The organism is Geobacillus thermocatenulatus, assembly GCF_002217655.1.
Lineage (GTDB): Bacteria > Bacillota > Bacilli > Bacillales > Anoxybacillaceae > Geobacillus > Geobacillus thermocatenulatus.
Map to the genome: position 1 here is coordinate 1324627 of NZ_NEWK01000002.1, position 23097 is coordinate 1347723.

The 23097-nt window shown below is 49.8% G+C and carries 20 protein-coding genes, 21 tRNA genes, 1 rRNA gene, 1 pseudogene and 1 other annotated feature; of the genes and pseudogenes, 6 read left to right on the top strand and 37 right to left on the bottom strand.

Annotated features, from left to right (window positions below; genetic code table 11):
* The first annotated feature begins 58 nt into the window (after window positions 1-58).
* Window positions 59-739, top strand: coding sequence for a response regulator (locus B9L19_RS15645; protein ID WP_047752203.1), 681 nt, complete (start codon window positions 59-61; stop codon window positions 737-739).
* Window positions 740-798: 59 nt separating this feature from the next.
* Here B9L19_RS15645 and B9L19_RS15650 read toward each other — a convergent pair whose 3' ends face one another.
* A complete protein-coding gene (locus B9L19_RS15650) occupies window positions 799-1776 on the bottom strand; it encodes a LacI family DNA-binding transcriptional regulator (protein WP_025950416.1) in 978 nt (325 codons plus the stop codon).
* Window positions 1777-2038: 262 nt separating this feature from the next.
* Between B9L19_RS15650 and B9L19_RS15655 the strand changes: the two genes are divergently transcribed.
* Window positions 2039-2731, top strand: coding sequence for a hypothetical protein (locus tag B9L19_RS15655; protein ID WP_025950417.1), 693 nt, complete (start codon window positions 2039-2041; stop codon window positions 2729-2731).
* 76 nt (window positions 2732-2807) lie between these two features.
* Here the strand turns inward: B9L19_RS15655 and yhbH are convergent, their stop codons facing one another.
* The 5 genes from yhbH to queG all read right to left on the bottom strand — a co-directional run bounded on the left by yhbH (window position 2808) and on the right by queG (window position 9164).
* A complete protein-coding gene (gene yhbH, locus B9L19_RS15660; protein WP_053915212.1) occupies window positions 2808-3965 on the bottom strand; it encodes a sporulation protein YhbH in 1158 nt (385 codons plus the stop codon).
* 415 nt (window positions 3966-4380) lie between these two features.
* The gene (locus tag B9L19_RS15665) at window positions 4381-6276 is read right to left on the bottom strand and encodes a PrkA family serine protein kinase (protein WP_011229990.1); all 1896 of its coding nucleotides are present in this window, start codon (window positions 6274-6276) and stop codon (window positions 4381-4383) included.
* Window positions 6277-6602: 326 nt separating this feature from the next.
* Window positions 6603-7076 (bottom strand): tRNA (uridine(34)/cytosine(34)/5-carboxymethylaminomethyluridine(34)-2'-O)-methyltransferase TrmL, encoded by a 474-nt coding sequence (trmL, locus tag B9L19_RS15670; RefSeq protein WP_025950429.1) that lies wholly within the window; start codon window positions 7074-7076, stop codon window positions 6603-6605.
* Between the two features lie 20 nt (window positions 7077-7096).
* Window positions 7097-7960, bottom strand: a complete 864-nt coding sequence (locus tag B9L19_RS15675) for an amidase domain-containing protein (protein WP_025950428.1) — start codon at window positions 7958-7960, stop codon at window positions 7097-7099.
* A gap of 61 nt (window positions 7961-8021) precedes the next feature.
* Window positions 8022-9164, bottom strand: coding sequence for a tRNA epoxyqueuosine(34) reductase QueG (queG, locus tag B9L19_RS15680; RefSeq protein ID WP_025950427.1), 1143 nt, complete (start codon window positions 9162-9164; stop codon window positions 8022-8024).
* 52 nt (window positions 9165-9216) lie between these two features.
* On the opposite strand from queG, the gene B9L19_RS15685 reads away from it, so the two are divergent.
* Entirely contained in the window at window positions 9217-9882 is a 666-nt protein-coding gene (locus tag B9L19_RS15685) for a B3/B4 domain-containing protein (RefSeq protein ID WP_025950426.1), read from the top strand.
* A 296-nt stretch (window positions 9883-10178) separates the two neighbouring features.
* On the opposite strand, the gene B9L19_RS15690 is transcribed toward B9L19_RS15685, so the two are convergent.
* The 22 genes from B9L19_RS15690 to rrf all read right to left on the bottom strand — a co-directional run bounded on the left by B9L19_RS15690 (window position 10179) and on the right by rrf (window position 13843).
* Window positions 10179-10250, bottom strand: a tRNA-Glu gene (locus B9L19_RS15690).
* Between the two features lie 4 nt (window positions 10251-10254).
* Window positions 10255-10347: transfer RNA gene (locus B9L19_RS15695), tRNA-Ser, on the bottom strand.
* A gap of 6 nt (window positions 10348-10353) precedes the next feature.
* Window positions 10354-10428, bottom strand: a tRNA-Asn gene (locus B9L19_RS15700).
* A 60-nt stretch (window positions 10429-10488) separates the two neighbouring features.
* Window positions 10489-10565, bottom strand: a tRNA-Ile gene (locus tag B9L19_RS15705).
* Between the two features lie 5 nt (window positions 10566-10570).
* Window positions 10571-10641, bottom strand: a tRNA-Gly gene (locus tag B9L19_RS15710).
* A gap of 319 nt (window positions 10642-10960) precedes the next feature.
* A tRNA-His gene (locus B9L19_RS15715) sits at window positions 10961-11033 on the bottom strand.
* A 7-nt stretch (window positions 11034-11040) separates the two neighbouring features.
* A tRNA-Thr gene (locus B9L19_RS15720) sits at window positions 11041-11116 on the bottom strand.
* A 354-nt stretch (window positions 11117-11470) separates the two neighbouring features.
* Window positions 11471-11561: transfer RNA gene (locus B9L19_RS15725), tRNA-Ser, on the bottom strand.
* A gap of 19 nt (window positions 11562-11580) precedes the next feature.
* Window positions 11581-11657: transfer RNA gene (locus B9L19_RS15730), tRNA-Ile, on the bottom strand.
* Between the two features lie 5 nt (window positions 11658-11662).
* A tRNA-Met gene (locus B9L19_RS15735) sits at window positions 11663-11739 on the bottom strand.
* Between the two features lie 17 nt (window positions 11740-11756).
* Window positions 11757-11829 (bottom strand) — tRNA-Ala (locus tag B9L19_RS15740).
* Window positions 11830-11837: 8 nt separating this feature from the next.
* Window positions 11838-11911: transfer RNA gene (locus tag B9L19_RS15745), tRNA-Pro, on the bottom strand.
* Between the two features lie 6 nt (window positions 11912-11917).
* Window positions 11918-11991, bottom strand: a tRNA-Arg gene (locus B9L19_RS15750).
* Between the two features lie 5 nt (window positions 11992-11996).
* A tRNA-Leu gene (locus B9L19_RS15755) sits at window positions 11997-12082 on the bottom strand.
* 5 nt (window positions 12083-12087) lie between these two features.
* A tRNA-Gly gene (locus tag B9L19_RS15760) sits at window positions 12088-12162 on the bottom strand.
* 7 nt (window positions 12163-12169) lie between these two features.
* Window positions 12170-12242, bottom strand: a tRNA-Lys gene (locus B9L19_RS15765).
* Window positions 12243-12562: 320 nt separating this feature from the next.
* Window positions 12563-12635, bottom strand: a tRNA-Thr gene (locus tag B9L19_RS15770).
* A 420-nt stretch (window positions 12636-13055) separates the two neighbouring features.
* A tRNA-Phe gene (locus B9L19_RS15775) sits at window positions 13056-13131 on the bottom strand.
* Between the two features lie 174 nt (window positions 13132-13305).
* Window positions 13306-13381 (bottom strand) — tRNA-Asp (locus B9L19_RS15780).
* A 5-nt stretch (window positions 13382-13386) separates the two neighbouring features.
* Window positions 13387-13463: transfer RNA gene (locus B9L19_RS15785), tRNA-Met, on the bottom strand.
* A gap of 179 nt (window positions 13464-13642) precedes the next feature.
* Window positions 13643-13718: transfer RNA gene (locus B9L19_RS15790), tRNA-Val, on the bottom strand.
* 8 nt (window positions 13719-13726) lie between these two features.
* A 5S ribosomal RNA gene (gene rrf, locus B9L19_RS15795) occupies window positions 13727-13843 on the bottom strand.
* Window positions 13844-14121: 278 nt separating this feature from the next.
* Window positions 14122-14219: a sequence feature (23S ribosomal RNA rRNA prediction is too short), on the bottom strand.
* 332 nt (window positions 14220-14551) lie between these two features.
* Here rrf and B9L19_RS15800 point away from each other — a divergent pair.
* Both B9L19_RS15800 and B9L19_RS19460 read left to right on the top strand, forming a co-directional pair.
* Entirely contained in the window at window positions 14552-15082 is a 531-nt protein-coding gene (locus tag B9L19_RS15800) for a helix-turn-helix domain-containing protein (RefSeq protein WP_015375203.1), read from the top strand.
* A 59-nt stretch (window positions 15083-15141) separates the two neighbouring features.
* A complete protein-coding gene (locus tag B9L19_RS19460) occupies window positions 15142-15381 on the top strand; it encodes a hypothetical protein (RefSeq protein WP_249044221.1) in 240 nt (79 codons plus the stop codon).
* A 643-nt stretch (window positions 15382-16024) separates the two neighbouring features.
* Here the strand turns inward: B9L19_RS19460 and B9L19_RS15810 are convergent.
* From B9L19_RS15810 to B9L19_RS15820, 4 genes and pseudogenes are all read right to left on the bottom strand, one after another.
* Window positions 16025-16336, bottom strand: coding sequence for a type II toxin-antitoxin system PemK/MazF family toxin (locus B9L19_RS15810; protein WP_025949720.1), 312 nt, complete (start codon window positions 16334-16336; stop codon window positions 16025-16027).
* Window positions 16336-16500 (bottom strand): hypothetical protein, encoded by a 165-nt coding sequence (locus B9L19_RS19120; protein ID WP_167372757.1) that lies wholly within the window; start codon window positions 16498-16500, stop codon window positions 16336-16338. Before B9L19_RS19120 ends, B9L19_RS15810 begins: the two co-directional genes overlap by 1 nt.
* 286 nt (window positions 16501-16786) lie before the next feature.
* Window positions 16787-17241, bottom strand: a pseudogene (locus B9L19_RS19690) (RNA-guided endonuclease TnpB family protein); the annotation flags it as partial.
* Between the two features lie 541 nt (window positions 17242-17782).
* Window positions 17783-18658, bottom strand: a complete 876-nt coding sequence (locus tag B9L19_RS15820) for a nucleotidyltransferase-like protein (protein ID WP_025949134.1) — start codon at window positions 18656-18658, stop codon at window positions 17783-17785.
* A gap of 374 nt (window positions 18659-19032) precedes the next feature.
* Between B9L19_RS15820 and B9L19_RS15825 the strand changes: the two genes are divergently transcribed.
* Window positions 19033-19386 (top strand): YgzB family protein, encoded by a 354-nt coding sequence (locus B9L19_RS15825; RefSeq protein ID WP_011229983.1) that lies wholly within the window; start codon window positions 19033-19035, stop codon window positions 19384-19386.
* 25 nt (window positions 19387-19411) lie between these two features.
* Here the strand turns inward: B9L19_RS15825 and perR are convergent, their stop codons facing one another.
* The 5 genes from perR to B9L19_RS15850 all read right to left on the bottom strand — a co-directional run bounded on the left by perR (window position 19412) and on the right by B9L19_RS15850 (window position 23097).
* A complete protein-coding gene (perR, locus tag B9L19_RS15830) occupies window positions 19412-19870 on the bottom strand; it encodes a peroxide-responsive transcriptional repressor PerR (RefSeq protein WP_025949133.1) in 459 nt (152 codons plus the stop codon).
* Window positions 19871-20094: 224 nt separating this feature from the next.
* Complete coding sequence (bcp, locus tag B9L19_RS15835) at window positions 20095-20571, bottom strand: thioredoxin-dependent thiol peroxidase (RefSeq protein WP_025949132.1); 477 nt, start codon at window positions 20569-20571, stop codon at window positions 20095-20097.
* 66 nt (window positions 20572-20637) lie between these two features.
* The gene (locus B9L19_RS15840) at window positions 20638-21042 is read right to left on the bottom strand and encodes a potassium channel family protein (RefSeq protein WP_013522997.1); all 405 of its coding nucleotides are present in this window, start codon (window positions 21040-21042) and stop codon (window positions 20638-20640) included.
* A gap of 169 nt (window positions 21043-21211) precedes the next feature.
* Window positions 21212-22165 carry an L-lactate dehydrogenase gene (locus B9L19_RS15845; RefSeq protein ID WP_089113983.1) on the bottom strand — a complete coding sequence of 318 codons (954 nt, stop codon included), beginning with the start codon at window positions 22163-22165 and terminating at the stop codon, window positions 21212-21214.
* Window positions 22166-22311: 146 nt separating this feature from the next.
* The gene (locus tag B9L19_RS15850) at window positions 22312-23097 is read right to left on the bottom strand and encodes an ABC transporter permease (protein WP_025949130.1); all 786 of its coding nucleotides are present in this window, start codon (window positions 23095-23097) and stop codon (window positions 22312-22314) included.

Sequence of the window (23097 nt, forward strand, 5' to 3'; positions counted from 1 at the left end):
CATTCATGCAGCGGCGGCCGCGAAAGACACCCCCGTCGAGACGAAGGAGGAAAAAGCGATGTATCGCGTATTGTTGATCGAGGATGACCCGATGGTGCAAGAAGTGAATCGACAAATGATTGAACAAGTCGACGGCTTCACCGTCATCGGCCTCGCTCGAAACGGTGAAGAAGGACTCCGCCTCATCGACGAGCTGCACCCGGATTTAGCAATGATCGATATTTACATGCCGCAGCTGGACGGCCTTGAAACAGTAAAACAAATCCGCGCCCGCGGCCATGAAGTCGATATCATCGCCATTACCGCGGCGAGCGACATTGAAACGGTGCGCCGCGTCCTGCAAAACGGCGCCTTCGATTACATTGTGAAACCGTTCAAATTTGAACGGCTCAAACAGGCGTTGGAAAATTATCGGACGTTCCGCCGGTCGCTTGCGGAAAAGGAATCGCTCACCCAGGTGGAACTCGATTCCCTAAGGCGGGCGACTGAACAATCGGCTGGACCGTCCTCCGAGCTTCCGAAAGGACTGAATGAGGTCACATTGGAAAAAGTGATCGCCTATTTGCGCCAACACCGCTTCCCCGTTTCCGCCGAGGAAGTGGCCGAAGGAGTCGGCATCGCCCGCGTGACGGCCCGCCGCTATTTGGAGTACCTTGAGAAAACGGGGAAAGTCGTGCTCGATGTGCAATACGGCGGCGTCGGACGCCCAGTGAATCGGTACCATCTGAAAGCAACATAACACGACGCCGTTTCACTTGGCTTCAAGCTAGTTGTCAGAGACGGAAAAGCCAGCCCCTATTATGCCGTATCCCGCACCAGCAACTGGGCAGGCAGCTCTTCTTGTTTTCGCGCCACACGGCCTGTCTCCAGCCAATGGTGAAGAAGGCGGAACGCTCTTTCTCCGAGCGTAAAATGGGGGAGTGCCACGGTTGTAATGCCCAGCATTTCGGCCAGCGGATCATTATCAAACCCAATGACGGCAAGCTCGTCTGGAATGCGCACCCCGATTCGGCGCGCATGGAGCACGATTCCGGCCGCCACTTGGTCACTCGTCACAAGCAGCGCGCTCGGCCGCTCCTCCATCGCGATCCATTGCTCCATAACGCGCTTTCCATCTTCAAGAAATAGACAACCATCGAAAACCCACTGCCGACGAGGAAGGGCGCCGACTTCACGCAACACATCCTGGTACGCCGCCGCCCTCGCTTGGCTGTTCGGCCCGGTCGTTCTTCCGATGCAATAACCGATGCGCCGGTGCCCCTTTTTGATCAAGTAGCGAAGCGCTCGGACAAACGCCTGGTAGTGATCGATATAGACGGTGAAAAAATCATACCTTTCCACCTGCTCACATAAAACAATGGGACCGTCTTCCTGATAAGCGTCAAACACTTCCCAGTCCACTTCATGGGAACATACGATCAATCCATCCATTTGCCTCATCCGCAGCCGTTCCAACGCCTCAAGCTCCCTTTCCACCTCATAATTTGTCTGAAACAAAAGCAACTGGTAGCCATAACGAAGCGCCTCTTTGGAAATCCCTTCGATTACAGCGGAAAAATAAGGATGGTGAATGTACGGAAGCATGACCCCCACAATCGCTGTCCTTCCCTTCGCCAAGTGAACGGCTTGAATATTTTTCGAGTAATTTAACTTCTCCACCGCTTCCCAAACCGCTTTTCGTTTTTCCTCGCTCACATATGGATGTCCGTTCAACACCCTCGATACAGTGGCTACCGACACGCCCGCTTCTTTCGCCAAATCACGGATGTTCGCCACGTTCCCACTCCTCCCGCATAAAAACGCTTGACTTGAAACGCGTTTCATACATTACGTTCATTCTGCCATCTAGTATACACGAGGAGGTGACCGCATGCTTTGCGGATTGGCTTCACTCATTCTGATCGTCGCCGCTGTTTGGGGCGGCGCGCATGTCGCCTTGCACGCCAAACAAACAAAAAAATAGGGAAACGAGTCTGTTTGTTTCCACCGTTTCAATTGGTATAATGAGCGGTATATGGAACATAAGGAGGAATTCAATATGAATCGATACGGGAAATGGTTATGTTCCCTCGCTGTCATCTCTGTCTTGCTCGCTGGTTGTGGAACAAAAGAGCATGAGACAACACAGGGGGCAAAGGAAGAGCAGACCGCCGACGATCCAAAACCATCGTCTGATGCGCCGTCATCCACAGAACATTCTTCCTCGAAAGAAACAAAAGATCAAACATCACCAACAGGAAAAGAGGAAGAACAATCAACGACAAAAGAAGAGCAATCGGCTGCTTCACAACCGACCGTTTCCTTGTCCTATCAAGAAGGGAAACAAACCGTCACGAAAACGGCAACACTGCAAACGAGCAACAATCAACATTTTTCCCTCTATGTTTTGGAAGGATGGGCCCTTGACGCGGAAGAACCGGGCGCCGATGTCTTGCTCCATGGCGAAGCCTTCGCCCGCATCCGCTTGCTTTCGGAGGGGGAAACAAACTACGAGCAGCTGGCGAAAGAACATGCCCAAGCGGTTGACGCCAACGCCGCCCGCCAACAAACGAACGGATTGCCTAAGCCGTTCGCCGATGCGGTTTGGTACACTGCACAAGCGGACGGCGTCACCGTTCATGTCATCGCCAGCGCCCAACCAACACCGATGCTATTGACCGTGCACGCTCCAAGCAACGAAGACGTGCTTGGCGCCGTGCTCGCAATGGTTGCTACATTACAAAAGCAATAACATATCCAACGGGGAAGGAAACCGCTCTTCCCCGCTTCCAAAAAAAAGAAATCCCCCTTCCAGCCCAACAAGAGGATTAAACAAGCTGTTTGCTCTCTTCTTTGCGGAAAAATGTTTTCATCGCGTGGAACACATCTGATTTTTGCTTCAAAATATAATAGCGGAATTTTTCGTCTTTAATATTGCGATACGCCGACATGAGCGTCGAATGGCGGTTGTACTGGTTGACTTCCCCGTACCCAAACATGTTCGATACGTTCATCAGCTCTTGAACAAGCTTCACGCAACGGGCATTGTCCGATGTCAAGTTGTCGCCGTCGGAGAAGTGGAACGGATAAATGTTGTAGCGCGACGGAGAATACTTCGTTTCGATCAGCTCAAGCGCTTTGCGGTAGGCGGATGAGCAAATCGTCCCTCCACTTTCCCCTTTCGTGAAAAACTCCTCCTCACTGACGACTTTCGCTTCCGTATGATGGGCGATAAAGGCGATCTCAACGGTTTCATATTTCGTGCGCAAAAAGCGCGTCATCCAGAAGAAAAAGCTGCGTGCCATGTATTTTTCCCACATGCCCATCGAGCCGCTTGTGTCCATCATCGCCAGGACGACCGCCTTCGATTCTGGCTTGACGACTTCGTTCCACGTTTTAAACTTCAAATCTTCGCGATAAATCGGATAAAAGCCCGGTTTGCCGTTCATGGCATTGCGTTTGAAGGCAGCGAGCATCGTCCGCTTTTTATCGATGTTCCCCATCAGTCCGGTGCGGCGGATGTCATTAAATTCGATATGTTGAGTTACATTTTGATCCAGCTCTTTTCGTTGCAAGTTGGGCAGCTCCAATTGGCTGAAGAGAGCTTCTTCAATTTCCATCAACGACACTTCAGCTTCGTAATAGTCTTGGCCTGGCAAGTCGCCAGCCCCTTGGCCTTTTCCTGGCCCCTGCCCCTCCCCGCTTCCGTCTCTGGCTACGACATCACCGACTTGGCTGTCTCCGTTTCCTTGACCGACGTGTTTATTTTTCTCATAATTGTAACGGATTTTGTATTCATCGAGCGAGCGGATCGGAATTTTGATCACGTCGCGTCCGTTGGACATGATAATGCTTTCTTCCGTAATTAAGTCGGGCAAATTGTTTTTGATCGCTTCCTTCACTTTTTCTTGATGGCGCTTTTGATCATCATATCCTTTGCGGTGGAGGGACCAATCTTCTTTTGATACAACAAAATTCCCCTTCATGTTTTCCCCTCCTTTGAAAAAATCATTTTCACACTTTTCGCTTTCCCGCATATACTTATGTTGGCGTCATCCAAACGGGCCATCACGATGCCAAGTTGGTTTATTTTATCCTATGCAAAAACGAAAAATAATTGACAAATGAATATGGAAAACAAAAGGATGGACAAGCCCGATTGTCGATTTCACATCTCCTTTAAAGAACTGGCGAAAAACGGCCGATTTCACCGAACCGGTTGTTGTCAGTTGAAAGAGAAGCGTTGATTTGACAAGGCTTCTCTGATTGAGAATAGAGTCCGTTTTGCTTAGTTTTTCACTAACGAAATCACCAGCCTTTTAAGCAAAGGCGCCGCTCCCAAAGCCCAGGAAGTTCGCTGAAAAGATGAGAAAAAGCATGCCTCAGCGCTTGGAGGCATGCCTAGCGGTTCAACAAGCTGCCGACATAACGGAGCAATTCGTTGGCTGACGTGGAGTTGTACCCGTATTCATCAATGAGGCGGGCGACGACTTCGTTAATTTTTTTCAACTGCTGCTCATCCGGTGTTTTCGTCGACGTTGTAATTTTCACAATATCTTTTAGATCAGCGAACAGTTTTTTCTGGATTGCCTCGCGCAGCCGTTCATGGGAGTTGTAATCAAATCGCTGCCCTTTGCGCGCATAGGCGGAAATGCGGATTAAAATTTCTTCACGAAACGCTTTTTTCGCATTTTCGGAAATGCCAATTTGTTCCTCGATCGAGCGCATCAACTTTTCATCCGGATTCATTTCCTCACCCGTAAGCGGGTCGCGCAGTTTCGTCTTGTTGCAGTATGCCTCGACGTTGTCCAAATAGTTATCCATCAACGTTTTCGCCGACTCTTCATACGAATAGACGAACGCCTTTTGCACTTCTTGTTTGGCGATTTCGTCATACTCTTTGCGCACAAGCGAAATGAAGTTCAAGTACCGCTCGCGGTCTTCCTTCGTGATCGACGGGTGCTGATCTAACCCTTCTTTCAACGAACGAAGCACGTCAAGCGCATTGATTGACGGCACTCCTTTGCGAATGATGCAGGCAGAAATGCGGTTGATGACATAGCGTGGGTCGATGCCGCTCATCCCCTCGTCCGGATGCTCCTTTTTCAGCTCCTCCACATCGACCTCACTGAATCCTTCAATCATTTCGCCATCATACAAGCGCATTTTCTTCAATAAATCCACATCCGGCCGCTTCGATTCTTTCAACCGCGTCAAAATCGTAAACATGGCCGCAATCCGCAACGTATGTGGAGCGATATGCACGTCGGCGACATCGCTTTCGCGGATCATTTTTTCGTAAATGCGCTCTTCTTCCGAGACGCGCAAGTTGTATGGAATCGGCATGACGATGATGCGCGAATGGAGCGCCTCGTTCTTTTTGTTGGCAATGAACGACCGATATTCCGTTTCGTTCGTATGCGCGATGATCAATTCATCGGCGCTGATTAAAGCAAACCGTCCCGCTTTGAAATTGCCTTCCTGCGTCAGCGACAATAAATGCCAAAGAAATTTTTCATCGCACTTTAGCATCTCTTGAAATTCCATAATCCCGCGGTTCGCCTTGTTCAGTTCGCCGTCAAACCGATACGCGCGCGGGTCGGACTCGGATCCGTATTCCGCGATCGTTGAAAAATCGATGCTTCCCGTTAAATCGGCGATGTCTTGTGATTTTGGGTCAGACGGGCTGAACGTCCCGATGCCGACGCGGCGGTTTTCCGAGAAGAAAATGCGCTCCACTAGCACGTCTTCAATGCGTCCGCCGTATTCTTTCTCCAGCCGCATCATATTGAGCGGCGACAGCTCGCCTTCAATGCGAATGCCGTATTCGCGGTAAAAATCGTCGCGCAAATGGTGAGGAATGAGGTGAAGCGGATCTTCATGCATCGGGCAGCCTTTAATGGCATAAACAGCGCCGCGCTCTGTTTTGGAATACTCTTCAAGCCCGCGCTTTAGCAAAGTCACAAGCGTCGACTTCCCGCCGCCGACCGGCCCCATCAGCAGCAAAATCCGCTTCCGCACATCCAACCGCTTCGCCGCCGGATGGAAATATTCCTCAACGAGCCGCTCAAGCGCCTCCTCAAGCCCGAACAGGTGCTGGCTGAAAAACTTATATCGTTTCCGCCCATTCACCTCTTCGACCCCAGCATCTTTGATCATATTATAAACACGCGAATGAGCCGACTGGGCCACCCACGGCTTTTCTTTTAAAATCTTTAAATACTCGGCAAACGTTCCTTCCCATTTCAACTTTTCTTCTTCTTCCCGATACCGGGCGATCTTTTGCAAAATATCCATAAAGGACCTCCTCACCCTTGGATGTCTAACAGCAAGATTATTACAATTTATGCGAGGATGTCCCGTATCATTCGCCGCAAAAAAAATTTTGTCTCCTAACAACTAGCTGCGGTCATTCACATGCTTGGCCATATTCGCTATAATAAAGGGGGAAAACGCCTGCCACTTTCATTATGAAGGAGGAACAAACGATGCGCACTTTGCTTGTGCTAGGGGTTATCATTGCGTTTTTGACGGCCATTTTCACCGCTGGCTATGAAGACAAACCAGGCGTCAGACAATAAGACCAAAAAAACGACCTCCAGAGCGAAGGTCGTTTTTTTTGTTTACGAAAGCCCATGAAATCGCTGCTGGCGCAACGCTTCGTACACTAAAATGGCCGCCGTGTTGGATAAGTTCAGCGAACGGACTTTGTCGTTCATCGGAATGCGCAGGCAACGGTCCATATTGGCTTCAAGCAGTTCTTTCGGCAGCCCAGTCGTTTCGCGTCCAAACACAAAGAAAATGTCTTTTTCCGTATCGCTGAAATCAAACGAATCATAATACCGGCGCCCGAATTTCGTAATGAAATAAAACTCCCCTTCCGGAAAGCGGGCGAATAGTTCGTCAAGCGAGTCATAATACGAAATATTGACATACGGCCAATAATCAAGCCCGGCGCGCTTTAACATTTTATCATCCGTAGAAAAACCGAGCGGGCGGATCAAATGGAGCGACGTATCGGTTGCTGCGCACGTACGAGCGATGTTTCCAGTATTGGCTGGAATTTCTGGCTGGTATAGCACTACATGAAGCGGCATTTCCTTCACCTCAACAACGATTATTTGCGATCGATGATGTGAAAAAATTTATAGCGAATGTTCGGCGTATAGGCGCTTGAGTCTTCATACGACCAATAGCGCATTCGGCTGTTGGTCGTATGGGCGTTCACAAGCGGCATCCCGTTCTGATCTTTCGCCACCACAATCGTCGAATGGTCGAAGCGCCCGTCCCCTTGAAAATCATAACAGATCACATCGCCTGCCATCAATTGCTCCGGTTCCGCCACTTCCACCGCCTGCAAGCCAATGCGCGACCCGCTCAAATACCAACGAAAGGAATGAGCGACAGCCCAGCTGTAACTCCAACTTCCGTTTTGACACCACCATCCCCTCGCCCGGTTCGGATAGCCCGTCATCGGTGCCCCGCCCGCATACAAGCATTGGGAAACAAAATTCGTGCAATCCACCGGAAACGACGGAAACACCGGGTTATGCCGATTCCACCACGTTTCCGCATACCGCACCGCCCGGGCGCGGTCATACTGGTAAGAAAGACGATCTCCCGTCCATTGCTCTCGTTCGACGCGCGGCGCCTCCATATCCCCCCCCAATCGGTTGATCGGTTCATCAGCAACAAGCTCACCGCGAACAAAACAGGCGCATCGCTCCTCAACCTGTTCTTCTATATATAGTGAACCCCTTTGCTTAATTAAAAATTGATGGTGGGCAATATACATCACTTTCGCTTCCCGCTCGATGGTCTGCCTGCCGACAATTTGTCCCCGGATCGTGCAACGGACGATCTCCGCACCGCGCTTTTGGCAAAGCTGTTGCTTTCTTGCTGCCTCTTCGCTTCGGATATTGCTTTCCGACACAAACGAGCGGGCTCGCTCATCCAACCACGCGCGCAACTGTTTTTTCATGCTGCTTTCCACCACTTTCGTTTTTGTTACTACCTTATGTGGGGAAGCTGCGTTTTTTTCCCTATTCCTTTGCCTCAGCCAACAGTTTTAGTCCTTTTTCAATCTCAGCGATCACATCGGCATCCGCCTCCGTTTGCCGCGCGGCCTCCAAATAAGGCTTAGCGCTTGGATCCCCGATTTTCCCGAGCGCCCACGCCGCCGTCCCGCGGATGACTGGACGGCTATCCTCTTTCAACAAACGCAGCAAATGCGGCACCGCGGTTTGGTCTTTGTAATGGGCAAGCGCCAGAATGGCATTGCGCTGAATCGGCTTTTTCCCACGCCATGAACCCGCCATGGCCCCAAATGTTTCTTGAAATTCACGGTTGCTCATCTGAAGCAGCGGGATGAGTTTCGGCTTTACCGCTTCCGGATCCGGCTCGAATTCTGGATGCAAATGAAAGTCTTTTCCCTTATTTTCCGGGCAGACTTGCTGGCATGTATCGCAGCCGTACAGCCGGTTCCCGATTTTCTCTCGAAACTCGTCGGCCAAAAAGCCTTTCGTTTGCGTTAAAAAGGAAAGGCACCGCTGTGCGTTCAGTTGTCCCCCTTGCACAAGCGCCCCGGTCGGGCAGGCATCAATGCATTTCGTGCACGTGCCGCATCGGTTTTCAACCGGTTCATCAGGGGGGAATGGAATATTCGTAATCATTTCTCCCAAATACACATACGATCCATACTCCGGTGTAATAATAGAGCAATTTTTGCCACTCCAACCGATCCCTGCCCGTTCCGCCACCGCCCGATCGGCGAGCTCTCCGGTATCCACCATCGAGCGAACGCGGGCATGGGGCACTTTGGCCAGCAAAAACTCCTCGAGCTGCTGCAAACGTTCCCGCAACACATCGTGGTAGTCCTTTCCCCATGAAGCGCGGCAAAAAACGCCGCGCCGTTCCGTCTTTGTCCCCCGCGGCGCATTTTGCATTTTAGACGGATAGGCAAGAGCAATGGCAATGATCGATTTTGCTTCCGGAAGAAGCAATGAAGGATTCGTCCGTTTCTCAATATCTGGTTCCTCAAAACCGGACTGATAGCCGAGCTCCTGCTGGCGGCGCAGCCGTTCCTTTAATTCCACAAACGGATCAGCGCTCGCAAATCCGATTTTATCGATGCCGATTGACCGACTGTACTCAATGACTTCCTGCTTTAATGCCATAACATCCATCGTTTTCCCTCCTTTCGTCATATATGGTAAAATGAAATCCGAGGTGATCAAGATGAAATGCGTGATATCAGAACAACTAAAGCAACGCCTTCCTTCTGGTAAATTCGGCGTCATCCGCTATCATCATATCGAGGTCAGCGATTCACCGCAAATGTTAAGGGGGCGGCTTGAGCTGTTTCAAGAATCTCTTTACATCGAGCTGCAGGAAAAGTCGATTGCCGACATTCCTGAAATGGTCGAATGGCGCCGTACTTTCAAACAAATCGGAACGGACCCAAGCCGCTATCGACCGTCAAGTGAAAGCCTGTACCGACGCATCCAGAAAAAAAGCTTCATTCCGCCTATCCATTCAGCGGCGGACATAAACAACTTTTTTTCACTCTATTATAAAATTCCGCTCGGCATCTATGATCTAGACCGCATCAACGGGACAGTGACGCTCACGATCGGCACGGAACAAGATGAATACATCGCGTTAAACGGCCGCACAGTCAACTTTGCCAACAAACTCGTCAGCAAAGATGAACGAGGGCCGTTTGGCAGTCCGATCGTCGATTCGGAGCGGACCGCCGTGACGAGAGAAACGAAAAACGCTTTGCAAATCGTTTACTTTCTCCCATCAACGCCAGAAGAAACCGCCAAGCGCCAGCTTCAAGCCATCCAAACGATGTTTGTGCAAATTCATGGCGGCGAAGCCGACGCCCAATTGTTCGTTTGATCTTCTCCCCCCACTTTCCTGCCGTTGGAAACGGGGGACTCCCTCCCTACCTGAACTCTCTCCCTACGCTCACGCGTGGAAGTGAGGGTCTTCTCGGTTTAGGGTGGTAAATAAAAAAACGCAATGCCTCGTTCTTGAACGAAACGAAACACTGCGTTGTCCCCAACCATCATAACGTTTTTAAAGCTGATGAGAGACATTATAACAGACTTCCACACGCATCGCAAGAAAAAAACGCAAAAATCGACAAAAGAAATTACACAAAAGGGCACCAGAATCTCTGGTGCCGCAACCAGTGACCCGTACGGGATTCGAACCCGTGTTACCGCCGTGAAAGGGCGGTGTCTTAACCACTTGACCAACGGGCCATTATGGCGGAGAAGGCGGGATTTGAACCCGCGCGCCGCAAAACTGCGACCTAACGGTTTAGCAAACCGTCCCCTTCAGCCACTTGGGTACTTCTCCGTAACATGGCTCCGCAAGTAGGATTCGAACCTACGACCTACCGGTTAACAGCCGGTTGCTCTACCGCTGAGCTATTGCGGAATGATCAAACATCGTTCGCTCACTATTATAGCGAACAGTGAAACAACATGCAATGGAAAATGGTGGGCCTAAGTGGACTTGAACCACCGACCTCACGCTTATCAGGCGTGCGCTCTGACCAGCTGAGCTATAGGCCCATCAAAGCGGGTGATGGGAATCGAACCCACGACATCAGCTTGGAAGGCTGAGGTTTTACCACTAAACTACACCCGCATAATATTTGGCTTAACATCTGCCACGCTGCTTCCATGCCCCTTCCTCTGCCAGCCGTTTCACAGAAGCCAGATGCGTCGGGGCAACTCGAAGCAGATTCGATGATGCAGATGCTCGTGGCTGAGGTTTTACCACTAAGCTACACCCGCATAATATTTGGCTTAACATCTGCCACGCTACTTCCATGCCCCTTCCTCTGCCAGTCGTTTCACAGAAGCCAGATGCGTCGGGGCAACTCGAAGCAGATTCGATGATGCAGATGCTCGTGGCTGAGGTTTTACCACTAAGCTACACCGGCAAATATATTAAAGAAGAAAAGGGCGACTAGTGGGAATCGAACCCACGCATGCCAGAGCCACAATCTGGTGCGTTAACCACTTCGCCATAGTCGCCTCGTTCTGGTGCCGGCTGCAGGACTTGAACCCGCAACCTACTGATTACAAGTCAGTTGCTCTACCAATTGAGCTAAGCCGGCATATTTAGTAATGAAGCAATGACTCCTATTATGCTGAACTGTGCCTCTTCCTCTTCAAGCTCATTCAAGGAAGCCTTGTGCGTCGAGGCAACTCGCAGCCAATTCGATGACGCCGATGCTCGTCTCTACCAATTGAGCTAAGCCGGCATATTTAGTAATGAAGCAATGACTCCTATTATGCTGAGCTGTGCCTCTTCCTCTACAAGTTGATTCGAGGAAGTCAAATGCTCGGTGTCCCTTCCTCTGCAAGCTTATTCAAAGAAGCGGGATGCGTCGGGACAACTCGCAACAGATTCGACGATGCAAGTGCTCGTCTCTACCAATTGAGCTAAGCCGGCACGATTTTAAAGTGCATGGCGGAGGAGGAGGGATTCGAACCCCCGCGCGCCTTGCGGCGCCTCTCGGTTTTCAAGACCGACCCCTTCAACCACTTGGGTACTCCTCCAAAAAAGCAACAATAATAATGGTGGACCTTGTAGGACTCGAACCTACGACCGGACGGTTATGAGCCGTCTGCTCTAACCAGCTGAGCTAAAGGTCCGATAATGGTGGCGGTGGAGGGGATCGAACCCCCGACCTCACGGGTATGAACCGTACGCTCTAGCCAGCTGAGCTACACCGCCAAATCTAAGTCAAAAGGTGGAGCCTATCGGGATCGAACCGATGACCTCCTGCTTGCAAAGCAGGCGCTCTCCCAGCTGAGCTAAGGCCCCATGATAAATCGGGAAGACAGGATTTGAACCTGCGACCTCACGGACCCGAACCGTGTGCTCTACCAAGCTGAGCTACTTCCCGACAAAACGCGCTCGAGAGGATTCGAACCCCTAACCTTCTGATCCGTAGTCAGATGCTCTATCCAATTGAGCTACGAGCGCACAAGTGCCGAGGGCCGGACTCGAACCGGCACGGTAGTTACCTACCCCAGGATTTTAAGTCCTGTGCGTCTGCCAATTCCGCCACCCCGGCGGAAGTGGAGCGGAAGACGGGGCTCGAACCCGCGACCCCCACCTTGGCAAGGTGGTGTTCTACCGCTGAACTACTTCCGCAAGACGATGAGCCATGGAGGACTCGAACCTCCGACCCTCTGATTAAAAGTCAGATGCTCTACCTACTGAGCTAATGGCTCATGAGTTGGATAACACTCTAGGATAATGATGTCCCTTCCTCTACAAGCGTATTCAAGGAAGCAAGATGCGTCGGGACAACTCGAAGCCTATTCCAAGGATGCAATGCTCGTTGCTCTACCGACTGAGCTAATGGCTCATGGTTGGGTATACACGCTAGGTACTACCTAGCTCTACCTGCCTCTTCCTCTCCCAACCGATTCAAAGATGCCAAATGCGTCGGAGCAACTCGCAGTGAACTCGAAAGATGCAACGCTCGTTACCGAGCTAATGGCTCGCGGTTGCCGCCTTAATGGCTTAAGGGGTTATTAAAGAATAAGAATGCCGGCTGCAGGACTTGAACCCGCAACCTACTGATTACAAGTCAGTTGCTCTACCAATTGAGCTAAGCCGGCATATTTAGTAATGAAGCAATGACTCCTATTACGCTGAACTGTGCCTCTTCCTCTTCAAGCTCATTCAAGGAAGCCTTGTGCGTCGAGACAACTCGCAGCCAATTCGATGACGCCGATGCTCGTCTCTACCAATTGAGCTAAGCCGGCATATTTAGTAATGAAGCAATGATTCCTATTATGCTGAGCTGTGCCTCTTCCTCTACAAGTTGATTCGAGGAAGTCAAATGCTCGGTGTCCCTTCCTCTGCAAGCTTATTCAAAGAAGCGGGATGCGTCGGGACAACTCGAAGCAGATTCGACGATGCGAGTACTCGTGGCTACCCATTGAACTAAGCCGGGGTGGCTTGAACATCTGACATGTCTGTGAACTACTCTTAGCTTTGCATGAAGCAGGAATCTTCTTTCAGAACTATGATACAAATGGTGGCTCGGGACGGAATCGAACCGCCGACACAAGGATTTTCAGTCCTTTGCTCTACCGACTGAGCTACCGAGCCGTATCTTATTTTTCCTTTGTTCGTTGATGACTTTTGTGCCTCTTCCTCTACCAGCCCATTCGAAGAAGCCAGATGCGTTGAGGCAACTCGAAGCGAATTCAATGAAGCGGATGCTCGTCTCTACCGACTGAGCTACCGAGCCATATTTTTTCATCTTTCACAATTTTGAAAGAATGGCGGTCCCGACGGGACTCGAACCCGCGATCTCCTGCGTGACAGGCAGGCATGTTAACCACTACACTACGGGACCAGTTTTGGTTGCGGGGGCAGGATTTGAACCTGCGACCTTCGGGTTATGAGCCCGACGAGCTACCGGACTGCTCCACCCCGCGGCGATAAGAAATGATTCAGTTTTGATCATACTCTGAGTAAATTTTTCGTTGCCTCTTCCTCTACTAGCTGATTCGAGGAAGCGAGATGCGTCGGGGCAACTCGAAGCGGTTTCGATGAAGCGAAGGCTCGTTGCTCCACGCCGCGATGATGAGAAAGCAAGTCAGCTTTTATATTAAGATGGTGGAGGATGACGGGATCGAACCGCCGACCCCTTGCTTGTAAGGCAAGTGCTCTCCCAGCTGAGCTAATCCTCCACGAAATTGCCTAGCAGCGACCTACTCTTGCAGGGGCGCTGGCCCCAACTACCATCGGCGCTGGAGGGCTTAACTTCCGTGTTCGGGATGGGAACGGGTGTTTCCCCTCCGCCATAGCCACTAGGCAACAATGGACAAGTCTTATTATAAGGAAAGTTGACCTGTTGTCAAGACTTTTTCATTCCCTCAAAACTAGATAACCGTCGGAAGAAGCCGCGGCGCTTCCGCTTTTCGCTGTCTAGTTCCGGCCGCCATCGGCTCGCGACGCTTCGGTCCTGCTGCGGCGGGCTAAGCCCGCTCGCAGGCCCTCCAGCGCGTTTCGCCGATAAGCGGGCGGCCTCCACTTTTCTGCTGTCCAGCTCCGGCTCGCCGCCGCTCGCCTGCGCTTTTCTAGGTTAAGCCCTCGATCGATTAGTATCCGTCAGCTCCACGTGTCGCCACGCTTCCACCTCGGACCTATCGACCTCGTCATCTTCGAGGGATCTTACCCGCCTAACGCGTTTTGTGTACAATTCATCTGAAGTCCTCCTTGGCATGATGGTAGGTGTTGTTTGACACCCCTGCATCATACCAAGAGGGCTTTTTTTGATCAAGTCCCCGGAAAAGCTCCTAACGGGAATGCTCCTTTTACCAAATAATTGACTGATTTTTTGACAATAGGAAACACTCGTCTTTCAATTTCAATCACACGTTCTTCCACATCTTTATACGTCATGATAATTCCATGGAGCATATATATAGATGCACATTGAAACATTAACGTCCGTATAAGTGGCTTCCACCCCGGTTATACTGCTCCTAGGTACTTCACGAAGAAAAGGAGCGGAAACGGAATGAAACGATTGAAAATCACCAATGACCATGGATGGACGCCACGAACCCTTCGAAAGGAAGAGAAAAAAATCAAAAACATTTCCCTGCGTCAACGCGTCATGGCCGTTCGCCTCGTCATGGAAGGGTATCTAGGGAAAGACGTCGCTTCCATGCTCAACCTGTGCCGCCAAAGCGTCGCATTTTATGTCTCCTTATTCAACGAAGGAGGGCTCGATCTCCTGCTCGATCGGAAATATCCGCCGGGCCGGGAGCCGTTTTTGACACTGGAACAGCAACAGGAACTGAAACAGACGATCTTGACCCACACCCCGGCCGAACTCGGTTGGGACATCGCTTCTTCTTGGAATACGCGGATTCTTCAGTCTTATATCCGCGAACACTACGAGGTGGACATGTCCCGGGAAGGAATTCGCAAACTTTTACATCGAATGAGATTGTCTTGGACTCGTCCCACCTATACCCTGGCCAAAGGCGATGCCGAACAACAGCAGGCGTTTGAGAAACAAATGGATCTCATTAAAAAAAACTGATCACTCCCGATACGATTCTTTTATATGCCGATGAGACTCATGTCCGGTCTTATCAAATCCTGCGGGCCACTTGGTCGGAGGCAGGCCGGCAAAAACAAGTGCCCACGTACGGCCATCATGCCCACGTTTCTGTATTTGGGGCGGTGAATGTGCTCAATGGGGTTGCCCACGTGTTACTCACCCGTCCGCCGCTGACCAAACGAGAGCAAGCTCCCGTTCGGTCCGCTCGACTTGCATGTATTAGGCACGCCGCCAGCGTTCGTCCTGAGCCAGGATCAAACTCTCCAAAAGAAAGTTGATTGGCTTTTCGGATTGTCTAGCTTCGGCCGCTATCGGCTCGCGACGCTTCGTGTCCCGCTTTGGCGGGCTAAACCCGCTCGCGGGCCTCTCAGCGCGTTTCGCCGATAGGCAAGCGGCCTCTGCTTTCCGGATTGTCCAGCTTCGGTCCGCCGCCGCTCGGGGTCAAATCACCTTCCCCCTCGGGGGTGCAAGCACCCCTCGAGGTGAAGAACATTTGCCCGTCGCGATCGCCAGGATGGCGATATTTCGCCGTTGCCCGCAGAACGCGGGTTGCTTTTAGGCGAAATATCGGATCTCCGCTTTTCGTTGCGCTTCGTCTCGTTCAGTTTTCAAGGAACGATCAATCTCTTTATCGCCCGAAGGATTACCTCCTCAAAGGCGACTCTTATAATTTATCACCCTTTTTTGTTTTTGTCAACACATTTTTTCTTTTGAATCAGTCCGGTGTTTGTAGAGCTTTTTTGGTTTATCTTTTTACATCCAGCAGAGCACCCGCCGCATTCTATCAAAGTCGAGATATATGGAGGACGAGTCCATTGATACAACTCAGAGGTATTTAAAAAATAAGGATGAAGAGTTGTTGGCAGAAGCCTTCGGATTGTAAAAAAAGAAAAAGGATAAAAATAAAGGGCTTCTTGCCCCTTATGACGTTAGATATTTGATTACAGCTTCGATAACTTTCTTTAGATCGTCTTCATGAAGTGTTCCGACCTTATATAAAAGTTCCAAACTGCTTAAAGTCTTTAGTTTTGTGCATCGAACCACTGAGGGTTTTATTAAACCAGCTTCTTGCCAATGCTCAATTGGAACATCGAATTCATTTCTTGGTTGTTGACTTGTTACTTTAGCGATCGTCACATCTATATCCGCAATTGTAGCACCGCAACCAATTATAACTCCTGGTCTTTTCTTTGAGCTCTCAGTGTCGAGGTATATCCAGATTTCACCTTTCATTAATATTCGTCCTCCTCTAAGAGCTCACGTTTTTCTTTTATAATTAAGTGTTCTTTATTGAAATACATTTCGTACATCTTATCAAGCAATTTCCAACGTTCTTCGTTGTTCATTTTTTGGATGGCCTCAATAATTTCGTCAGCTGTCATTTGTCTTTCTTTCATATTTTTCCCACCTCCTTTATATCTCACTAATTATATTATATCAAATATTGGAAGATATGTACATATTTTTTCAAATTTCTTCCATTTTTTATTTAAAAACATACGTTCCACGACGCTCTAAATTTACAAGGAGAATCGAACAATCAGAAACAGTGAGACAGAATGGGACGCCGTTTGTCAGCAAACATTGACCATAGAGGCCATCTCTTTGCCCAAATAGCCTTTCCGTGACTAAGCGAATCGCCATCATCCCTTGGTGAAGGAGGACATTTTTGATTTTCCGTTCCTATTTGCGAAGCGTTCGTGGCGTCCATCTTTGACACTCCGCACGCCTAAAGTCATGGGATTCTTGGGTCGTTCGCGTCCTCATCCATTTCTGGTTCGGACAACGCAAAAGCTTCGGGGTGTGTCATCACCCCGTCCCATCGGGTTAGAGTGTACCCCGATGGGCGGCGCACCTGTGACCAGTGCGCTAGGTTAGACGGCAAAGCCCGAAATCGCTTTGGCGATGTTGATCGCGCCATTCAAGTCGGCGTGGAGAGTGTATCCACACCTTTGGCATCGGAAGCGGATGCCGTTTCGGTTCGCTTTCTCTCGATGACCACATTTACACGTTTGGCTCGTGTAGGTTGGATTCACCCACTCCACCCGAATGCCCGCCATTTCCGCTTTATAGGCGATCATCGTTTGCAATTGATGGAACGCCCAAGCATGAAGGCTTCGCCCCGCTTCTTTGCCGTCCGCCGCTGACCGAATCAAGGCAAGCCCCGATCCGGTCCGCTCGACTTGCATGTATTAGGCACGCCGCCAGCGTTCGTCCTGAGCCAGGATCAAACTCTCCAAAAGAAAGTTGATTGGCTTTTGCTTTGGCCCATGCGGCCTCCGCTTTTCGTCGCACTTCGTTTCGTTCAGTTTTCAAGGAACGAGACCTCTTCTTGAACTTGCTTCGTTGCAGTCTTGCGTCGAGGAATCCAACTCCTCTAAACTCCCTCAAACGCAAATTTGTTTCCACTTCCTAAAGCGGCCCTTACATCATAGCATTTTTATTGTTCGTTGTCAACATCCTTTTATTCATACCACTCCGCAACATTTTCCCGCCGCGGCAGCGATTTAAAATATATCATCGTTCGACAAGGAAGTCAAGAGCTTTTTTCGGCCGCGTTGCCTCCTTCCTTCGATGATCTTGGCAACTGATATTTGTATAAACACAATGAAATTTCTAATAGTATCCATCCTTTCATCGGTTACATTCCATTTTTTTGGTATAAGAGGAAGGGGACCGTCAAAATTCTTTTTTGCAACGGTAATACCGTTCGAACATTGTATTTCCTTTTGTCGGCATTTCCACGACGGTTAGCACTTTCCTTTCGACAAGATACTCAAGCATGATGACAAGATCAATCGAGTAAGGCGCAAACTGCGGATGACCGGTCATTTCCTCAATGCTCCAAGCACCATTTTTTTCTTTCAGCGCTTCGCATAAATGAGAGGAACCTGATTCTACGTAAGAATGAATCAAAAATTCACTGGCCAGCAACAAAAGTTCCAGCCGTTTCGGAAGCGGTTCTTCACTTCCGACGAGTTCTTCATACAGTTTATAAATCCTTCCATCCATTCGCTTGACTTGATTCCATACGGTCACTTCCGGGTAAAGTCCGTGCTGGATCACGGTCAATCGCGCCAAATGATGGAGGGCTTGCACCATATGGTTGTATGAGTCAAGCCAATGCTTGGCGGCAAACAGCGCCTTGCCATCTGTATAGCGGCGGATCAGTTTGGCAAACTCGAGTCCCATTTTCAATCGCCGTTCTTTAGGCGGGAATTGCTCAAGGCGCTGGCGCAACTGCTGAACATAGCCGTTTCGGTCAAACACGACCTTTCCGTTGAACACCCAGTCGACCGCCTTTCGATGTGACCCGAGAACAAGCCATTCATTTAACTGCCGTTCACTGACTGCATAAAGCACCGCCTTTTTCTCGTTTCGTGAATACTGTCTGAGAACCATAGGCTCGCTTTGTGGGTCGACAATGACGAGCAGCACGACATCAAACGTATCCGTTGTGGCTGCATGGCAAGCCGTCTTTTCAATCATTAAAATTCCGTGCGTGTTGCAGCGGTTTGCCCATTCGTGACAGATGGGATGCACCAATTCTTTCATACCTCGCGTCCGTTGCAGAAAGCCGACCGCGATATCCGGCGGACAAATCCCTCAGATATCCCCACATATCGATTGACAGACAACCATACGTTCCCATTTTGAGCCGGCTGTTTTTCTGCAACGTTTTTTTCCTCCCTTCCACCGTCATCAATCATCACATTGCGTTTGTGCAGATGTTCAAACAATGGTGTCAACGTCTGTTTCATTTCAGAAAGACCAGAATGCTCGCATCCATGAAGCTGTCGTTTGTTGACGTCGTTCGTTATTCGACAAAAAACAAGGAATTCCTTTCTTTAAAACGTCGATTTTGTTGATTTCTTCTTCGCGATGAGACCCGGTTTTATGGTATAGTGGTCTATGTAGGAGGGACTGTGATGAGCATCAAATATTCGAGCAAAATCAACAAAATTCGCACTTTCGCCTTAAGCTTGATTTTTATCGGTGTCATTGTCATGTATCTTGGGCTGTTTTTTCGTACGTCCCCGGTCATCATGACGTTGTTTATGTTGTTTGGGATGTTGTTTCTTGTCGCCAGTGGCATTGTATATTTTTGGATCGGTACACTCTCGACGAGAGCCGTCCAAGTTGTTTGCCCGTCGTGCGGCAAAGTGACAAAAATGCTCGGACGCGTCGATTTATGTATGTTTTGCCGTGAACCGTTGACGTTAGACCGCGAACTGGAAGGAAAAGAGTTTGACGAAAAGTACAACAAAAAAAGAAAAAGCTGATAGCCGCCTTGTGCTATCAGCTTTTTTAATGCGAATGCGCCGGCGCCCCGCTTTTTTGACAGTCAGGGCAGATTCCGTACACTTCCATGCGATGATGGTCGACCTTAAAGCCGGTGACGTGAGCGGCAAGCTGCTCGACTTCATCAAGCGCTGGATAGTGGAAATCGACAATTTTGCCGCACTCTTCACAGATGACGTGATAATGATTGGAAGTGACGAAGTCAAACCGGCTGGACGAATCGCCGTACGTCAGCTCTTTGACAAGCCCGATTTCCTTAAAGACGCGCAAGTTATTGTAGACGGTGGCTACGCTCATATTCGGGAATTTCCCTTCGAGCGCTTTGTATATTTCATCAGCCGTCGGATGGGACATCGAGCTGATCAAATACTCCAATATCGCATGACGCTGCGGCGTAATGCGTATGCCTGTCTTTTTCAACATGTCAAGCGCTTCCTTCAGTTGCTCGTTGTCAGACACCGTCATGCACCTCACTCTCTGTTCAAAGACGAAAAAAATTATCACTTTATAATATTTATAATTAGTCTACAAAGAATACATGCCATTTGTCAATATAGATGCCATTAATATATAGGCTCAGACGCCGTTTTAACAAAAAAAGGAGGCGGAAATTGTTTCCGCCTCTGATGTCATTCATTTGAGGAGGTTACTATGTATCATACGCAAAACGATGTACATTGTCTGGACGCTTACCTAGATGACGCTAGTCGGGCAACTTCCGCCAGCGCCTCATCGACGTGACCCTTCACTTTCACTCCGCGCCATTCTTTGGCCAATGTTCCGTCAGGAGCAATGATGAACGTCGAGCGCTCAATGCCCATATATTCTTTGCCGAAATTTTTCTTTTTCTTCCATACCCCGTACAGCTCAGCCACTTTATGCTGCTCATCGGAAAGAAGCAAAAACGGCAACTCGTATTTTTCGATAAACGCTTCATGCCGCTTCAGCGAGTCAGTGCTCACTCCTAAAATGACGGCGTTCAACTCAGCGAACTGCGCATGGCGATCGCGAAAGTCGCATGCTTCGGCTGTGCACCCCGGGGTCATGTCTTTTGGATAAAAGTAAAGCACCACATACCGGCCGCGAAAATCAGACAGCGAAACCATTTTCCCATTGCTTGCCGGCAAAGTGAAATCTGGAGCTGGCTGGCCAATGGCAATCGTCATGTCGTTCCCTCCGTCTTCTTCGTTTTCTTTTAGCGTAGCGAAGACGAGGGGAAATTGCAATTCATATCAGCGATGATCCCAGTCAAACACGGTGCGCGTCACGATGACAGCAGGCATAATGTAGCCGAGCAGCGCTTCGGCAATGGCGATCCACCGCCCGACGCCAATTGGAGTAACGTCTCCGTATCCGACCGACAAAAGCGTCATGCCACTCAAATACAAGCTGTCTTCAAGCAGCGACAAACGATCTTTCGATGCGCTATTTGGGGATGGGGTAAACACGGCATGGCCGTTTACTTGTAAAATCATATAAATCATGGCAAAACCGAGCAACATCGTTAAATACCATTGGACGAGAACCCATAAGCTATCGAGTGACATGCGATGCGTCGCTTGCACGCGCACTGTCCAAAGCGAGGTGATGCTGCCGAGCAGTACGGCGGCAACAATGCCAAGGAAGGCGTAATCCATCACGTTCCCCCCATTTTGGTCCGTCGTTCATATATACGCGGACAACCGGGCGATTATACCGCATGACCCTCCGCACCCTGCTTGAATCGGCAGCACTCCTGTATTCCACCGGATCGCCCGACCCATTTGGCAAGCCAGCGTCCCGTCAGACGAAGCCAATCGTTGCGCTTTACTGCGCAAAATAGCGCGCCAATACACCTTTTAACGTCGCAGCACTACGGTGGAACCATTGTTTCTCCTCCTCGTCAAGTTCAATTTCAATCACTTCGCGGATGCCATTTCGGTTGATCACAGCAGGCACACCGATGTAGACATCACGTTCGCCGTATGGACCGTCCAAATAAGCGGAAACGGTCAAAATGGCATTTTCATTATGCAAAATGGCGCGCGTCACTCGGGCAAGCCCCATCGCAATCCCGTAGTACGTCGCTCCCTTTTTCTCAATAATTTGGTAGGCAGCGTCGCGCACATTGATAAAAATGCGCTCAAGCTCTTTTTGCGCTTCTTCCCCTTTGGACTCGACCAGCTTGCGGATCGGCACGCCGCCGATATCAGCCTGGCTCCAGACCGGCAGCTCAGTGTCGCCGTGTTCGCCGATCATATAGGCGTGCACGTTCGTCGGGGCGACGGCGAAATAGTCGCCCAACAAAAAGCGAAACCGCGCCGTGTCCAAAATCGTGCCCGATCCGATCACCCGCTCTTGCGGCAGGCCGCTGAATTTCCACGTCGCGTACGTTAAAATGTCGACCGGATTGGTGGCGACAAGAAACACCCCTTGAAATCCAGATGCCATGACCGACTCAACGATCGAGCGGAAAATGGCAATGTTTTTATCCACAAGATCAAGCCGCGTCTCGCCCGGTTTTTGGTTGGCGCCGGCGCAAATGACAACCAAATCGGCATCGCGGCCATCATCGTAATCGCCGTGCCAAATGTCAGCCGGCTTCGGCGCAAATACTTTCCCATGGTTTAAGTCCATCGCATCGCCCTCAGCCTTGTTTTCATTTGCATCGATGAGCACGATCTCATCGGCAATCCCTTGATTCATTAAGGCAAACGCATAACTGGCGCCGACAAACCCGGTGCCGACGACCGCTACCCGATTTCCTCTCCCGTTTTTCATCACTATTCACCCCTTCTTCCTTTTTTGTGAATATATTCACATTTTATTTTACGCCACAACATGCTAACGATACAGACAAGATTGTGTCGATTGCTTGACCATTGTTTGTCATTTTGATGGCAAATGAACAAAAACGGGCGGGGCGCCTAGCTCCCCGTCCCGCGATATCGTCTCACCCCGGCGTTCCAAAGCATGACCGAAACGGTGAAGCAAACCATGCCGACCACTGGGGTGAAAAAGGCATAACTGTACCATTCCTTTTTATCAAGAAAATAAGCAGCGGGATAAACGCCGACAAAGGCAAACGGCAGCACCCACGTTAAAATATAGCGGATGACGCGATGATAAATATCGATCGGGTAGCGGCCATAGCTGCTGATGTTGTACATCATCGGCATGATGGAGGTGCGGGCGTCGGCAAAAAAACTGATCGTCGCCAGTGAAATGAAAATGCCGGCATAAATCAATGCACCGCCAATCACAAGCAAAATAAACACGAAGACATCATACCAATGAAATGAAAGAGACAAGCGGCTGCCGGCATACAGCATAATGATCAGCCCGGGCACAGCGCCAAGCAACGATTCGAGCTCCATCCGCTCCAAAACAATTTGAAACAGGCTGTTTAGCGGGCGTGTCAACACGCGATCCATTTCCCCCTGCACAATATATCGTTCATTAAAATCCCAAAGGTTAAAAAAGGCGCCAAATACGGCATACGGAACAAGAAAAAAACCGTAAATAAACAAAATCTCATCGCGCGACCAGCCGTGAAGCAGCGTTGTATGGCCGAACACAACCAGCAAAAATACCAAGTTGACCGCCTGCGCCATTAAGTCGGACAACCATTCAATGAGCAAATCAGTGCGGTATTGCAATTTTGTCTTCATGTACTGGGCCATATATTGAAAAAAAACAGATACGTAAAACAA

Bases quoted from the DNA above. Each gene is read 5' to 3' on its own strand.
- queG (WP_025950427.1), bottom strand. From the start codon at position 9,164: ATGGATGTTATGGCATTAAAGCAGGAAGTCATTGAGTACAGTCGGTCA.
- bcp (WP_025949132.1), bottom strand. From the start codon at position 20,571: ATGACGATTGCCATTGGCCAGCCAGCTCCAGATTTCACTTTGCCGGCA.
- B9L19_RS15645 (WP_047752203.1), top strand. From the start codon at position 59: ATGTATCGCGTATTGTTGATCGAGGATGACCCGATGGTGCAAGAAGTG.
- trmL (WP_025950429.1), bottom strand. From the start codon at position 7,076: ATGCCGCTTCATGTAGTGCTATACCAGCCAGAAATTCCAGCCAATACT.
- B9L19_RS15845 (WP_089113983.1), bottom strand. From the start codon at position 22,165: ATGAAAAACGGGAGAGGAAATCGGGTAGCGGTCGTCGGCACCGGGTTT.
- B9L19_RS15825 (WP_011229983.1), top strand. From the start codon at position 19,033: ATGAGCATCAAATATTCGAGCAAAATCAACAAAATTCGCACTTTCGCC.
- B9L19_RS15840 (WP_013522997.1), bottom strand. From the start codon at position 21,042: ATGGATTACGCCTTCCTTGGCATTGTTGCCGCCGTACTGCTCGGCAGC.
- B9L19_RS15810 (WP_025949720.1), bottom strand. From the start codon at position 16,336: ATGAAAGGTGAAATCTGGATATACCTCGACACTGAGAGCTCAAAGAAA.
- perR (WP_025949133.1), bottom strand. From the start codon at position 19,870: ATGACGGTGTCTGACAACGAGCAACTGAAGGAAGCGCTTGACATGTTG.
- B9L19_RS15820 (WP_025949134.1), bottom strand. From the start codon at position 18,658: ATGAAAGAATTGGTGCATCCCATCTGTCACGAATGGGCAAACCGCTGC.
- yhbH (WP_053915212.1), bottom strand. From the start codon at position 3,965: ATGAAGGGGAATTTTGTTGTATCAAAAGAAGATTGGTCCCTCCACCGC.
- B9L19_RS15675 (WP_025950428.1), bottom strand. From the start codon at position 7,960: ATGAAAAAACAGTTGCGCGCGTGGTTGGATGAGCGAGCCCGCTCGTTT.
- B9L19_RS15665 (WP_011229990.1), bottom strand. From the start codon at position 6,276: ATGGATATTTTGCAAAAGATCGCCCGGTATCGGGAAGAAGAAGAAAAG.
- B9L19_RS15685 (WP_025950426.1), top strand. From the start codon at position 9,217: ATGAAATGCGTGATATCAGAACAACTAAAGCAACGCCTTCCTTCTGGT.
- B9L19_RS15655 (WP_025950417.1), top strand. From the start codon at position 2,039: ATGAATCGATACGGGAAATGGTTATGTTCCCTCGCTGTCATCTCTGTC.
- B9L19_RS15800 (WP_015375203.1), top strand. From the start codon at position 14,552: ATGAAACGATTGAAAATCACCAATGACCATGGATGGACGCCACGAACC.
- B9L19_RS19120 (WP_167372757.1), bottom strand. From the start codon at position 16,500: ATGAAAGAAAGACAAATGACAGCTGACGAAATTATTGAGGCCATCCAA.